This window comes from Shewanella sp. 125m-7 (assembly GCF_052977045.1).
Window position 1 is genome coordinate 133,286 of record NZ_JBRILQ010000006.1, and the last position, 13,168, is coordinate 146,453.

The window sequence follows — 13,168 nt, forward strand, 5'->3', positions numbered from 1 at the left end:
ACCCTGTTGCCCTGGTCTCTATCAAGGCTTGGTTAGGGAGCGAGTATTTTACTAAATAGACACTCCCTTAGGTTTCGGTGAGAAAAGTCATTATATAGAGTTGGATAAATAGTTTATGTCAGTTACACCAATCAACCGCACCTTCTCAATCGCCCCCATGCTGGATTGGACTGATAGGCATTACCGTTATTTTGCACGTTTGATGTCTTCTCAAACCTTGCTATATACCGAGATGGTAACGACTGGTGCGATCTTGCATGGACGTGGCGATTATCTCGCTTATAACCAAGAAGAGCATCCCCTTGCCTTGCAATTAGGTGGTTCAAACTCTGCTGATTTAGCGGCTTGTGCCAAGCTTGCTGCCGAGCGCGGTTACGATGAGATTAACCTTAACGTGGGCTGCCCATCAGACAGAGTGCAAAACGGACGATTTGGCGCGTGTTTAATGGCTGAGCCAGAGCTGGTCGCCGAGTGTGTGTCGGCGATGAAGCAAGTGGTTGATATCCCGGTTACCGTTAAAACCCGTATTGGCATAGATGAGCAAGATAGCTATGAGTTTTTAACTCAGTTTATCGACATTGTTAAGGCGGCTGGTTGTGAAGAATTTATTATTCACGCCCGTAAGGCGTGGCTGCAGGGGTTGAGTCCAAAAGAGAACCGCGAAATTCCGCCTCTTGATTATGAGCGCGTGTATCAGCTTAAGCGTGATTACCCAGAGTTAAACATCAGCATTAATGGTGGTGTTAAAACCCTAGAAGAATGTAAGACTCATTTGCAGCACTTAGATGGTGTTATGGTTGGCCGTGAAGCCTATCAAAATCCGTATATACTGGCTGAAGTCGATCAACAGCTTTGTGGCATGGATACGCCGGTTATGAGTCGAGATGCTGTTTTGGAGAAACTACTTCCTTATATAGAGAAACATCTGCAGCAAGGCGGCCGTCTAAATCATATCACTCGCCACATCATAGGCCTGTATCAAGGTGAAGTGGGCTCGCGGGTATGGCGCCGTTATCTTAGTGAAAATGCCCATAAACAAGGTGCAGGTATTGAGGTTGTGACTCAAGCTAGAGCCGAAATGAATGGTATTGTAAGTCTGTAATTATCTACTTTAGTGAAATTCACCTGCCCATGGTGAATTTCACTAACTATCTTTTGTTGTTTAAATAGCCACCAATCCCCCTTAACTCCCCTATATATCAATTCCCTTTTTAAAACAGTGGCTTAAGCTGGTTTGTAAAAGTTGGCACACTGCTTGTATTAGTTCTTATGTAATTTAGAGAAAGATGTAATTAACACTCTGTAATTAAGAACCCTGTAATTAGCCAAACTAGAAAAGGAATCCATTATGTTTAATTCAACTGTATTAAAAACTGTTAAAGCTTCTGTATTAACCGCAGTACTGTTAGGTGCAAGCGCTACTGCTCAAGCTGAAAACTCTATCATTAGCGATGTCGCTAACAATATTGAGAAGAATATCTCTTCGCAAATGCAAGATATGATGAGTAAAGCGCAAACGGAATTGAGTCTTTCTATTCAATCTCAAATGTCTGAAATGATGTTCGATTTAGACACTGAGCATGAACTCACTAATGAACAGTTAACCGCGACTCAGAATAATAAATCATTGGTAACAAGCGCTGTCATTAAGGATTAACTATGTGGTTCTTTGCTCAGTTTATAGCATTGCTACTACTGCCCGTGATTAGTTTAGTTATGTTTGCTTGTTTAGTGTGTTCACTTGAGTGGCACAAGTTAGAAGATTAATAGAAAGGGAGTTTGAAATGAGTGATTTTGTTGAACGTTTAAAAGATCCACGTTCATTGGTGTGCGGTGTAACGGCTGCAATGGCTGATAAGTTTGATTGGTCTTGCATGTGGACCCGAGTCGTTTGCGCTGTGGCGATATTTTGTAACCCTGCAATGGGCTTAGTCACCTATTTTGTATTAGCTTTAGTGCTGCCTAAATGGGAAAAGTCATGTTAATGCGAGCGTATAGCCTAGTGATCAAGAGGAAAATTGAATGAGAGTACTAACTAGCTTGAAAAACATCGCCTCAATTCGTTATCAAGCGCATTGTCATTCTCAAGTGATAATACTCCATTTAACACGGATGCTAACAATCGACAATTAGCATCCGTATCAAGTCTACTAAGCGCAAGGGCATTGAAGTACATTTATTAAACCTAAACTCACTAACGATTTAAAAATGCAGCAAATCTCGCTTTGGCCTCATCACTTGCAAGTCTAGCCTCAAACTCTATCAGTTCTTTTTCCATCTGCGCCCGCACGGCTTCTTTGTTATAGCGTACCAATTTTTTTGTTGTTTGCAGCGATATAGGTGGCAAGGCCGCTAATTTCTGTGCACGGCTAAAAGCAAAATCAAAAATGCTTTCACTGTCGATGATATCGTTAATTAATCCGTAAGACAGAGCCTGAGTAGCATTAAAGCTTTCTCCCAGCATCAACAGCTCGCTCGCTTTTGCTTGCCCTACCACTTGGGGCAGTAACATACTGGCGCCCGCTTCAGGGACGAGAGCAAGTTGTACAAAAGGCAGTTGAAATTTAGCGCTATTATCGGCATAAACTAAATCGCAATGTAGTAGCATGGTCGTACCTATGCCAACGGCTGCCCCAGTTACTGCTGCAACGACTGGCTTTTTAAGGTCTAACAGGCAAAATAGGAAACGAAAAGCAGGGTGTTCAGCACCTAAACCACTATTTTGTAAAAAGTCAGCAACATCATTACCGGAAGTAAAACAATCTGCTTGACCGCGAAACATAAAGGCTCGAATTTCATTGTCCGACTCACCTTGGATAAGGTATTCTGTTAGCTGTGTATACATTTGTAGGTTAAGCGCGTTACGCTTATCCGGACGATTAAACGTAATAATACGTACCCCATTATCGTCCCTAACTTGAATCGTGCTCATTCGTGATGTCCTCATTTTACGAATTGGGTTTACATGGAGTTTATGACATTGAAGCTAATATTCAAACAACTGTTTAACCTTGGTCTTTTAAGCTGCCTATCTTTTACTGCCTATGCGCAAGTAGTATTGGTTGATGGCTATGTACGTGCTATGCCTGCAACCGTGCCGAACAGCGCCGCATATATTACTCTGGAGAATCATGGTGATGCGACTCGATTAGTCGCCGTCGATGCTCCCTTCGCTAAAGAGGCACAATTACACACTCTGATTGAAGAAGACGGCATGGTTAAAATGCGCCAAGTTGACGGCTTTGACATAGACTCTCATGGTCGTCTCGAACTATCTGAATCTGGAAACCATATTATGTTAATGGACTTAATATCGCCGTTAGTGATTGATTCTAAAGTTGATATGACGCTTAAGTTTGTGGATGGGTCAGAGCAAAAGATTAGCTTACCCGTTAAGAAGCAAGCACCGCAAAATGATAGTGCTCATCAGCATCACCACCATTAAGGAGCAAGTCAAATGCAAGTGACATGGAAGAAAGTCTTAGCGGCCGTTATTGTTGTTTTCTTGATTGGTTATCTAATTAGTGTCTGGTGGAGTGTAGAGCCCGATCCTATTGAGCCAAATGCATATAACCAACAGAGTGTCGACAATGTGATTGGTTATGCAACAACGAGTGCATTGATTTTGACTATTGAAGGCTTGCTAGATAAGCCTGGTGGATGGCTGTCAAATGATGTGACTCCTCCTGCTATTTTTATGGATAACATGCCTGCATTTGAGTTCGGTGCTATTGAGCAAACGCGAGACTTAGCCTTGATCATGCGCAAAGAGTTTAGCCGTTCACAGTCCCAATCAACTGCTGATAAAGATTTATTAGCGGCGCATTCAAAACTGAATATTGAACATACAAGTTGGCTTGTTCCTAGTGCTGAAAGTGAATACCGTGACGCAGTAAAGTTGTTAAAGCTTTATCGTGCCAGAATGACGGCCTCAGAAAACCCTGATGCCCAGTTTTATGCTCGCGCCGATAACCTCAACGAGTGGCTTAAAGAGGTGCAAAAGCGCTTAGGTAGCATGTCTCAAAGGTTATCAGCAAGTGTAGGGCAGGAGCGATTAAATACTGATTTAGCAGGCGATAGCTCTGCAAGGCAATCAACACCTGGTTATGATGCGCAAGAGATTAAAACCAGCTGGTGGGAGATTGACGATGTCTTTTACGAGACACGCGGTGCCACATGGGCGTTACTGAACTTTATGAAGGCAATCGAAGTTGATTTTGCCGATGTACTAGAAAAGAAAAATGCTCAAATTAGTCTACGTCAGATTATTCGTGAGCTAGAAGAAACACAACAACCTATATGGAGCCCTATGATCCTTAATGGTTCTGGGTTTGGGGTTGTCGCCAATCACTCTCTGGTGATGGCAAACTACATCTCCCGCGCAAATGCAGCGGTTATCGATCTAACTAACTTATTGACTCAAGGTTAACTATGAAAAAGACGTTATTGGTATGTGCCCTATTAGGTTCATTTATGGGCACTTCAGCTCAGGCTGCTACTGTTTTAGGTTTTAAAGTCGGTGGCGACTACTGGAAGGCTGATACTAATGGAACTTTTGCTGAGAAGGGTCAAGCGCAGCAAGAGTTTAATTATAAAGACTCTTCGCAAGGAAGCATCTGGGTTGCTGTTGAGCATCCAATTCCGCTAGTGCCAAATGTGAAGATTAGACAAAATAGCTTAGATGCTGATGGCAAGATGAGCGGTGCCGATTTCAGCTATAACGGTCATAACTTTCAAGGTGATGTGAATACCAGCACTGATTTAAGCAACACCGACTTCGTACTTTACTACGAGATCCTAGATAACGATATCGTAGCGCTGGATTTAGGTGCGGCTTATAAGAAGATGGATGGAAAGTTCCGCGTATCTGATGCTGGTCACCCAGAAACTAAAAATATCGATAGCGGCATCGTTATGGGTTATATCGACGCGCAAGTAGGCGTTCCTGGCCTTGGTCTTTATGGTTTTGCAGACATCATGATGGGCGTTGACGAGTCTAGCGTTTATGACTACTCATTGGGTCTTGGCTGGAATTTTGATGGCACAGCATTAGATTACCGTATTCGCGCCGGTTACCGTGACTTTAAGTTTGACGTTAATGGTTTCGATGGCGTAACGGCTGATATGCAGTTTAAAGGTTACTTTGCTGGTGTTGAATTAGTATTTTAAGAATTAGTATTTTAAGAATTAGTATTTTAAGAATTAGTATTCTAATTCTTACTTAAGTAATACATAAAAAAAACCGCCATTTAGCTAATGCCGTTCACTTAAGGTGAGCGGCATTTTTATTTCTGCCATACCCTTGTGGCCTAGGTTTCACTGCTCGAGGGATTGTTCTCTCTCGCAGTCCCTCTAGAATTAAGCTCTCTGTCATATTGTGAAAACCTTTTATTCTCCGAGTCACAAGACGTGCTACTAGGGTTTCGGGTAACTCTGGCCAAAGCTTACGCGCTCTAAGATTACTGCGTAGAGCGACTAACTTATCATTACGCCCTCGTGCTTGAATAACCTCATATTGAACGTTCTTTTTTAGCGGAATAAGCCAATGCCGTTCAGTACCTGTTTGATGCCATTTATGTAGATGTTCTAATGAGTAAAAGCCTTTGTCGAACAAGGTGACACTGTGATCTGGCGTGGTCTCTATCCATTTCTCAGCAAGCAGCATCTCATTGACTTTATAATCATCGAAGGCGCTACCTGTGAACAAGTGACTGCTCAATGCCATCTGACATCCCATTCTTACTTGAGGATATTGTGTTTTTTTGACGAGAAAATACTGGGTTATTCTGTAGGCTATCAGGGGGGCGCCAAACAACACCATCAACACTTAGGGTAGTTAGGCCATTCCATTGAGGTCAATGCGCCAACTTACGTTTGCGCATGGTGACGGTATCAGTGAGCGAATATGCTTCACCAATTAACTCGAGCGGGAGTAAATCGGCTAATGTTTAAACCTGATTAGGTTTCCATTCGTTGATGATATTGAGAGCTTGAGAAACGTCCATAAAAAATCCGAGACCTATGAGTAGGACTCGGATTCTGAAGCATCTAGAAGATCAGTCAACCGAACGATAAATCACTAAATGATCGGCATGAGACCCTAAGGTCGCTTTTTTATGGCTTAAAATCGTTACAGAGTCTTAAGACCCAATCGATTAGAAGTTGTAACGCATACCGATAGTGAATACGTTGTCATCTTTTAGATCAACTTTAGCAGTACCCACTTTGTGGTCGCCTTCGTACATAGCGTAGTGGCCATATACCATAGTTGATTTAGAGATCTTGTAGTCAGCACCAACTGTGATTACTTGAACGCTGATATCATCACCAATTAGTTTACCAGCATCTGTTTTTACAGAGTTTTGGTAGTACTTACCAAAACCACCTTCGTCCATGCCGTATTCAGCTTTTAGGTTAACGCCGTTTAGGTTGTAAGCAACGTTTACAAAGTAAGAGTTACCTTCTTGGTCTGTAGTTTGGCTTTCAGTGTTCTGGAATAAACCACCCACTTTAAACTCACCTAGTTTAACTTGCGCTACACCACGGTATGCATCGATGCCACCGATAGTGTTATAAGCCGCAGCTACATAGTAGTTTTGCGCCTTAAGCTTCTTATCACCAATAGTTGCACTTAATGCGTACTGAGCATCATAAGACTTAACAGCGTCTTTATCATCAGCATCAACATAGTTGTCTTCCATTAGGTAAGTCGCGTTTAGCGTCACAAGATCGGCAATCTTTGGTGAGTAGTACCAGATACCATCAGCAGAACGTGATTGACCACCCACTAGACGGTCGATATCGGCGTTAGTGTTACCAAAAATATCAACGCCGCCTTCAGACTGCTTGAATACAGTGTCGTTACGACCAACAAGTACAGTACCTGCCTGAGACTTAAGACCTAGGTAAGTGTTACGCGCTTTAAAGGTTTCGCCAGAGTTAGTTGTGTTTTCAACTTGAAACTCCATCTGGTAAACAACGTCGATGTTGTTAGTTAGGCTTTCAGTACCTTTAACACCTACGAAAGAGAAGTTGTTTTCGAAAACAGTCCCTTCTTTACCATTTTGAGTCGTTGCACCCGTATCTGCATTAGTTACAGCTAGATCTAAACGACCGTAAAAGCCTGGACCATCGGCTAGCGCGCCGAAAGAAGCTAGGGTTAAAACTGATGCCACTGACGCAGAGATTAGTGTCTTTTTCATTTCATTTGCTCCCAGAACCTAAGTTCCTATTCGTTTCTTATGGTTTCTTACATAAACTTTTGTTTTTGCTACAAGCATCCGAGCTCATAACAATTGTGGGGCTAAATATTACAGTTTTATGGCATGAAGAATGTGGACTAGATCATGTTTTTAGGGGTTCAAGATTAATTTGCTACTTTTTTGTGACGATTGGAGAGCTTTCGTTGTTTATTTGGTGATTTCTATAGAAACAAATACTTCGAACTATCACTAAAGTAGTATTTTTGTAGGGTGCAAGTACGCGCCTCTTGCTTATTTAGTGTTTGCTAAGGCTGAAATCGAGCTGTTTTTGGGTATATTTTGTTGTTGCAAAATTAACCTGTGAGGGTTTTAAGTAGAAACTAGGGGGAATAGCACTAAATGTTAAGTTTTTGTTGTGAATCTCTTGTCCGCTGGTGACTTGCCCATACCTAGAATTAAATCATCTATAAAATGCATTTCATTTAGTAATGGCTATTTTAAAGTCACGTTTTGGGGTTTTGTTTTTTTTCATGTTTTGCGGGGAAAGGCGAGGTATTGATTTAGCTGTGACGCTAAAACAAAAAGGCAGCGAGTGCTGCCTTTTAAGTCTATTTATTAAAGCTTAATTATTAAAGCTTATTTGTTTGAGTCTATTTGACTCGCTAAGCAACAACTTAGAAGTCGAAACGCATACCAACAGTGAAGATATCATCACTTAGATCTTGCTTCGCGCCGCTCAACTTCATGTCGCCATCGTACTTAGTGTAGTGACCGTATACTAAGGTGTTTTTGCTTAGGCGGTAGTCTGCACCCACGCTGAACTGCTGTAGACCAACATCACTAACTGTTTCTAAGTTAGCGCCGTCAGTGCTACCAACAAAACGACTTACATACTTACCTAAGCCTGAATCATCGTTACCGTACATAGCTTTAAGTTTTAGGTCACCCATAACATATGCAGCGTTGACGAAGTAAGTATTACCTTCAAGGTTTGAGTACTTGCTGTCTACGTGCTCACTGTTCTGGTAGAAACCACCTAGGATAACTTGGCCAAGTTTAACTTGAGCCACGCCACGGTAAGCTTTTACGTTGTCGATGCTGTCGTTGTATGCAGCAGAAACATAGTAGTTCTGTGCTTTAAGACCCTTGTCACCAACTGTTGCACTCAGAGCATACATGTTGTCAGCGTCAACTTTCTTGCCGTCAACTTCTTGAGCATAGTTGTCGTCCATCAAATAGGTTGCATTTAATGTCACTAAGTCAGCAATTTTTGGTGAGTAGTAAGTAAAGCCATCGGCGCTACGAGATTGGCCAGCAGCTAATAGATCGATATCTGAGTTAGTGTTACCGAATAGGTCGAAGCCACCTTCAGATGCTTTAAATACTGTGTCGTTACGACCCACAAGGATAGTACCAGCAGTCGCTGATTTCAGGCCTAGGAAGGTGTTACGTGCAGAGAAAGTGTTGCCTGAGTTATCGAAGTTGCTAACACCAAACTCCATTTGATAAACCACTTCAAGCTCACTATTGATAGCTTCAGTACCTTTAACACCTAACCATGAGAAGTTGTTCTCAATGACAGTGCCTGACTTTTGATTTTGCGTCGCAATACCTAAGTCTGAGTTAGTGATTGCAAGATCGGCACGGCCATAAAAATTTGGGCCATCAGCTAGTGCTGTAAAAGAGGTGGCGGCTAGTGCTGAAATAATAGTGGCAGACAGAACAGTTTTTTTCATTTTCATCTTCCCGTAGCGAATCGCTATTTATAGTTGCAGGCTATCAATATTCGTCAGCCCTATTTTGTGAGCCAACAAAAGTGAAGCTGTATTTGTCGGCCGAGATTTTGGCACGGAATGTGAATTTCAGTTTGTGATGCCGGTCGCATTTCGCGTAAGAATCGTGATGTTAGTCATAGCTATTTACCGTTAACAAACAATGTCTTAGTGGCGCTTTAACATGAGGAACAATTCAGGTGTCTAGTTGCTTACGTTGTTTATGTTGATTTACAAATGTTACGGCCGCTTAGTTTATTTTTTTAGAGTTTTCGTTGTGTTTAAGATAAAATATCAACGCAGTTTCGCTTTCTATTTTCTACATTGAGTATCATTTTGAATAATCACACTTTGTCTGACGCTTACTTAAATCGTTTTGCTGGGATAGGTCGTCTATATGGTCAGCAAGCTCTTAGCTTTTTTGCTTCGGCCCATGTTGTTGTTGTTGGCATTGGTGGTGTGGGGACTTGGGTAGCAGAATCGTTAGCAAGAAGCGGTATTGGCCAGATCACCTTGATTGATCTGGATGATATTTGTGTGACTAACACTAATAGACAGGCTCATGCGTTAAAAGACACCATTGGTGAGTCAAAAGTAGAAGTCATGGCGCAGCGCCTAAAACAGATCAATCCTGAATGTATCGTTAATGAAGTAGAAGACTTCATTACTCCTGAAAACTTATCTACATATTTTCAGGGCAAGAAGCAGGGCGGGGATCTTGATTACGTCGTGGATTGTATTGATGCTGTTAAAGCTAAAACAGCTTTGATCGCATGGTGTAAACGCCAAAAGTTACCCATTGTCACTGTTGGTGGCGCTGGTGGGCAGATGGATCCCACTCAGGTGCAGGTTGCTGATCTGGCTAAGACTTACCAAGATCCGCTATTAGCTAAAGTACGTAACCAGTTAAGGCGTGAATATAATTTTTCTAAAAATGTTGCTCGCCGCTTTTCAATCGAAGCAGTGTTTTCAACTGAGCAACTGGTTTACCCACAAGCTGACGGCTCTGTATGCAGCACCAAGGCTACGGCTGAGGGAAGCATGAGAATGGATTGTGCATCAGGATTCGGTGCGGTGACTGTAGTGACAGGAACCTTTGGATTTGTAGCAACAAGTCGGGTGTTAACTAAGTTAGCAGCAAAAGCCAATACATAGCAGAAGCGAGTCTCTAATATACAAAGGCGCCTGTTAGGCGCCTTTTTGTTTTCCAGCCAGGAAGCAGTACTTTTTAGGAAAAAGGTCATCCTCTTTGGATGAAATGTAATATTGAGCATTGACCATTAAATATTAGCTATTAAACATTAGCCACTTACTATTAAATGTTGGCACTATTTTTGCTTTTATCTAGGTAGGAACAGATTTCTGACACTGGGTATATGGGTATGCAAAAAGTGGCTTTCAAACTAACTTCTTTTCAAATGATGTCGCCTAAAAAGTTAATTTTTACAGCAATGCTATGGCTTGCATTGGCGTGCGCTGCATTATTATTTGCCCCTAAAGCGTTGTTGGCCTCATTGAGCCTTAATGAGTTTTCACAACAGCATGCGCATTTTATTGGCTTGGGTTTAATCATTGGTGCTGCTTTTTTATTGACGCAGATTTTAAATTATTTTCTAGATGAGGCGATTGGTCACTTAAGTAACAAGCGTTCTATCGAAATTATTGAGGAAAAAGTAAAGCTGCTAGACCCAACAGAGAGAGCCTTATTAAGGGAGTTTTTCTTACAAGGTGAAACAATCTTGACCCTACCAGAGCAAGAGACAGCAGTTAAAAGCTTACTAAAGACGGGTATCTTAGAGAATCTAGGTAACCAAAAACATTATGCTATCCAAGGGTCGACCGCTGATTTTAAGATTTCAATGCGAGCTCGTGTTCACCTTAACCGTCAAGTGTTACGCTTTCCTGTCGGAGAGCCTAGCCCTGAAGATATGAAGAACTTGATTAAGGCGCGCCCACACTTCGTCAATAGTTTTGTTACTCCACGAAAGCATGCTGCTTAATGTTGCTGACGTACAGAACCTCGCTTAACAAATAGACAAAAAAATGGGGGCTGATAGCCCCCTGCATTAGAAAGATGATAGAAAACTAATTCTCGGGATCCGCAGACTTGGTATAGAACATCCACATTAGATACGACATGATGCCAATCGTACTAAAGATTACTATCATCGAGAGCAAGCCTATTGGGTTGCCGAACATCAAATCTAACCAGAATGCCATTTGCGAAATCCTCTTTCTTTTTAATTCCTGTTAACAATACGCCTAGCATGCGGTGCGTTTTTTGATCTCAATCAAAAAGGCTCTCGGTTATTAAATGCATGGGGTTTTATTGTTAATGGTTATGATGTAGATCGCGTTTTGCTAATTTACGTGGTATTGAGTATGAATCACTAAATATAATCGTTTTTGCGTGGATAGTAGCCACTTAGTGGCAGTTAAGCCTGAAAAATGCTCAGTTGATGCAAAACTCAATTCAAAGTGCTTGCCATTCATCTGCTGGTAGGTATAATTCCGTTCACTTACTGAGGTCGAGCAGATTTAAGTGAGTGTTATTGATAATGCCTGAGTGGTGGAATTGGTAGACACGTCGGATTCAAAATCCGATTCCGAAAGGAGTGACGGTTCAAGTCCGTCTTCAGGTACCATTATCAACAAAACAACCTGCCATCGAGCAGGTTTTTTTATGCCTGAAATTTGGCTATGCTAGGCTTAGCGCACCTTCCCTGCAATCTTTCATCATCCAGTACCTGCAATTTTATCTGCTTATTACTAATGCCTTGAAGGTGATGATAGTTGATCATACGGATTCAGTTGGCCCACAGACTTACAATCTCACACTGTCAAAAGCTCGCGCAGGGTCGATTGCTGATTACCTTAACGCTAAGGGCATCAGTGCATCGAGGATAAGCCTTAAAGGTGCGGGGGAAGCTGAGCCAATAGCCAGTAACACCAACGCAGCAGGGCGAGCGAGTAATCGTCGAGTTGAAATTCGTTTCTAGGCTGAAACGATTAATGAAATAAACCGGCACTTGGCCGGTTTATGTTTAGATGAAAGTAGGACTGCTAACTCTTTAAGATCTCAAGCGGTAGCGCTAGCATCTCATCGCCGCTGCCGGCAAAGTACCAGATGATGCCAATCAAGGCGCCTACGGTTGCTAGGTACCAAACCGTTGAAAATATCTGGCCATATCTATCGAGTGGCAGTAAATGGCTTTGATGACGGGTTTTCCATTCAAACACAATCTCCGCGCTACCGATAAGCAGTAGGAAGCCCAGTAATGCCAGGCCTAATGAATAGCTGATATACACACCAACAGCAGCGCCAAGAATACAGGCCACTAATCCCATTTTGCTGTTCATTGAAAAGCTAATGCTTTTCAGGATATGACCGCCATCAAGCGGCAAAATCGGCAGTAGGTTAAATAGGTTTAACAAGGCATTAAACGTGGCTAAACCAGCAAAGAAGATATTTCCAGTTACCCAGTAGGCGGCGAGAGAGGCTAGCGACATAAATAGGCCAAAGGTTGGACCCATGATAGAGATCACTACATCTTGCCAGCGGGTATTAATTTTCTCATCACTTAAAGCTAAGCCGCCCATAAAGGGAATTAAGTAGATGCCTTTGGTTTTCATACCAAAGTATTTCATCGCCCTGATATGGCCATACTCGTGAAAGACTAAACAGGCGATAAGGGCTAGAGCAAATTGGAATGAAAATAACCAAGAGTAAGCCGCGACACTGGCACCTGCCAATAGCACCTTAATCACCTTGGCACTCTTGAGTAGCTTAAAGCCCAGCGAAGCGAGACCAACCACACTAAATTGCCGCTTTTCGGCAATTGGAGCCGTTGGCGTTTGGCGTTCAATGTCTTTGGTGGTGCGTTGACCTGTGGTGAGCACTTCATCACCTTTGAGCAGGCGATAATCAATAACAAAGGGTTGCCATTGTAAGTCTGTCTCTAAGGTGATTTTGATTGTCTGCAATGGTATCGGCTCGCCATCAATGGCGGGTACAAGGGCTGGATCTTGAATCGATAATTCAAAACTATGGCTCTTAAGTCCTTCATTATCAGGGCTGGCTTGAATAACAGAGACTAAGGAGTCACCCCAAAACAGTTGTTGCCATCCCGCAAGCGAGCCTTCTAGGCGTAGCGGTTTTCCAAGGCAATCGATTTTCAATAATTCCACGTCATA

The 13,168-nt window shown here is 42.3% G+C and carries 14 protein-coding genes, 1 tRNA gene and 1 pseudogene; 10 read left to right on the forward strand and 6 right to left on the reverse strand.

Annotated elements, in window-relative coordinates; all coding sequences use genetic code 11:
* Positions 1–115 precede the first annotated feature (115 nt).
* The 3 genes from dusA (at position 116) to ACVBIL_RS04715 (ending at position 1,985) form a co-directional block, all read left to right on the forward strand.
* A complete protein-coding gene (dusA, locus tag ACVBIL_RS04705) occupies positions 116–1,102 on the forward strand; it encodes a tRNA dihydrouridine(20/20a) synthase DusA (protein ID WP_447165834.1) in 987 nt (328 codons plus the stop codon).
* 246 nt (positions 1,103–1,348) lie between these two features.
* Positions 1,349–1,657 (forward strand): hypothetical protein, encoded by a 309-nt coding sequence (locus tag ACVBIL_RS04710; protein WP_447165835.1) that lies wholly within the window; start codon positions 1,349–1,351, stop codon positions 1,655–1,657.
* 127 nt (positions 1,658–1,784) lie between these two features.
* Positions 1,785–1,985, forward strand: a complete 201-nt coding sequence (locus ACVBIL_RS04715; protein WP_447165836.1) for a PspC domain-containing protein — start codon at positions 1,785–1,787, stop codon at positions 1,983–1,985.
* A gap of 209 nt (positions 1,986–2,194) precedes the next feature.
* On the opposite strand, the gene ACVBIL_RS04720 is transcribed toward ACVBIL_RS04715, so the two are convergent.
* Positions 2,195–2,932, reverse strand: coding sequence for an enoyl-CoA hydratase-related protein (locus ACVBIL_RS04720; RefSeq protein ID WP_447165837.1), 738 nt, complete (start codon positions 2,930–2,932; stop codon positions 2,195–2,197).
* A 33-nt stretch (positions 2,933–2,965) separates the two neighbouring features.
* Here ACVBIL_RS04720 and ACVBIL_RS04725 point away from each other — a divergent pair, with 33 nt between their 5' ends.
* The 3 genes from ACVBIL_RS04725 to ACVBIL_RS04735 are packed head-to-tail and all read left to right on the forward strand — an operon-like array spanning position 2,966 to position 5,169.
* Positions 2,966–3,445 (forward strand): copper chaperone PCu(A)C, encoded by a 480-nt coding sequence (locus ACVBIL_RS04725; protein WP_447165838.1) that lies wholly within the window; start codon positions 2,966–2,968, stop codon positions 3,443–3,445.
* Positions 3,446–3,457: 12 nt separating this feature from the next.
* Positions 3,458–4,429 carry a DUF2333 family protein gene (locus ACVBIL_RS04730; protein WP_447165839.1) on the forward strand — a complete coding sequence of 324 codons (972 nt, stop codon included), beginning with the start codon at positions 3,458–3,460 and terminating at the stop codon, positions 4,427–4,429.
* A 2-nt stretch (positions 4,430–4,431) separates the two neighbouring features.
* Positions 4,432–5,169, forward strand: coding sequence for a TIGR04219 family outer membrane beta-barrel protein (locus tag ACVBIL_RS04735; RefSeq protein ID WP_447165840.1), 738 nt, complete (start codon positions 4,432–4,434; stop codon positions 5,167–5,169).
* A gap of 214 nt (positions 5,170–5,383) precedes the next feature.
* Here the strand turns inward: ACVBIL_RS04735 and ACVBIL_RS04740 are convergent.
* The 3 genes and pseudogenes from ACVBIL_RS04740 to ACVBIL_RS04750 all read right to left on the reverse strand — a co-directional run.
* A pseudogene (locus ACVBIL_RS04740) lies at positions 5,384–6,005 on the reverse strand (IS4 family transposase); the annotation flags it as partial.
* Between the two features lie 150 nt (positions 6,006–6,155).
* Positions 6,156–7,202: a porin gene (locus ACVBIL_RS04745; RefSeq protein WP_447165841.1), complete on the reverse strand. Its 1,047-nt coding sequence runs from the start codon at positions 7,200–7,202 to the stop codon at positions 6,156–6,158.
* A gap of 674 nt (positions 7,203–7,876) precedes the next feature.
* Positions 7,877–8,938: a porin gene (locus ACVBIL_RS04750; RefSeq protein ID WP_447165842.1), complete on the reverse strand. Its 1,062-nt coding sequence runs from the start codon at positions 8,936–8,938 to the stop codon at positions 7,877–7,879.
* A gap of 372 nt (positions 8,939–9,310) precedes the next feature.
* Here ACVBIL_RS04750 and tcdA point away from each other — a divergent pair, with 372 nt between their 5' ends.
* On the forward strand, positions 9,311–10,129 hold the full coding sequence (tcdA, locus tag ACVBIL_RS04755) for a tRNA cyclic N6-threonylcarbamoyladenosine(37) synthase TcdA (protein WP_447165843.1): 819 nt from the start codon (positions 9,311–9,313) through the stop codon (positions 10,127–10,129).
* A gap of 227 nt (positions 10,130–10,356) precedes the next feature.
* Complete coding sequence (locus ACVBIL_RS04760; RefSeq protein ID WP_447165844.1) at positions 10,357–10,974, forward strand: superinfection exclusion B family protein; 618 nt, start codon at positions 10,357–10,359, stop codon at positions 10,972–10,974.
* Between the two features lie 85 nt (positions 10,975–11,059).
* Here the strand turns inward: ACVBIL_RS04760 and ACVBIL_RS04765 are convergent, their stop codons facing one another.
* Positions 11,060–11,194 (reverse strand): DUF3149 domain-containing protein, encoded by a 135-nt coding sequence (locus tag ACVBIL_RS04765; RefSeq protein WP_447165845.1) that lies wholly within the window; start codon positions 11,192–11,194, stop codon positions 11,060–11,062.
* A gap of 340 nt (positions 11,195–11,534) precedes the next feature.
* On the opposite strand from ACVBIL_RS04765, the gene ACVBIL_RS04770 reads away from it, so the two are divergent.
* Both ACVBIL_RS04770 and ACVBIL_RS04775 read left to right on the forward strand, forming a co-directional pair.
* Positions 11,535–11,619: transfer RNA gene (locus ACVBIL_RS04770), tRNA-Leu, on the forward strand.
* On the forward strand, positions 11,590–11,973 hold the full coding sequence (locus ACVBIL_RS04775; RefSeq protein WP_447165846.1) for an OmpA family protein: 384 nt from the start codon (positions 11,590–11,592) through the stop codon (positions 11,971–11,973). The genes ACVBIL_RS04770 and ACVBIL_RS04775 overlap by 30 nt, the downstream gene beginning before the upstream one ends.
* Positions 11,974–12,037: 64 nt before the next feature.
* On the opposite strand, the gene ACVBIL_RS04780 is transcribed toward ACVBIL_RS04775, so the two are convergent.
* Positions 12,038–13,162 carry a site-2 protease family protein gene (locus ACVBIL_RS04780; protein ID WP_447165847.1) on the reverse strand — a complete coding sequence of 375 codons (1,125 nt, stop codon included), beginning with the start codon at positions 13,160–13,162 and terminating at the stop codon, positions 12,038–12,040.
* Between the last annotated feature and the right edge of the window lie 6 nt (positions 13,163–13,168).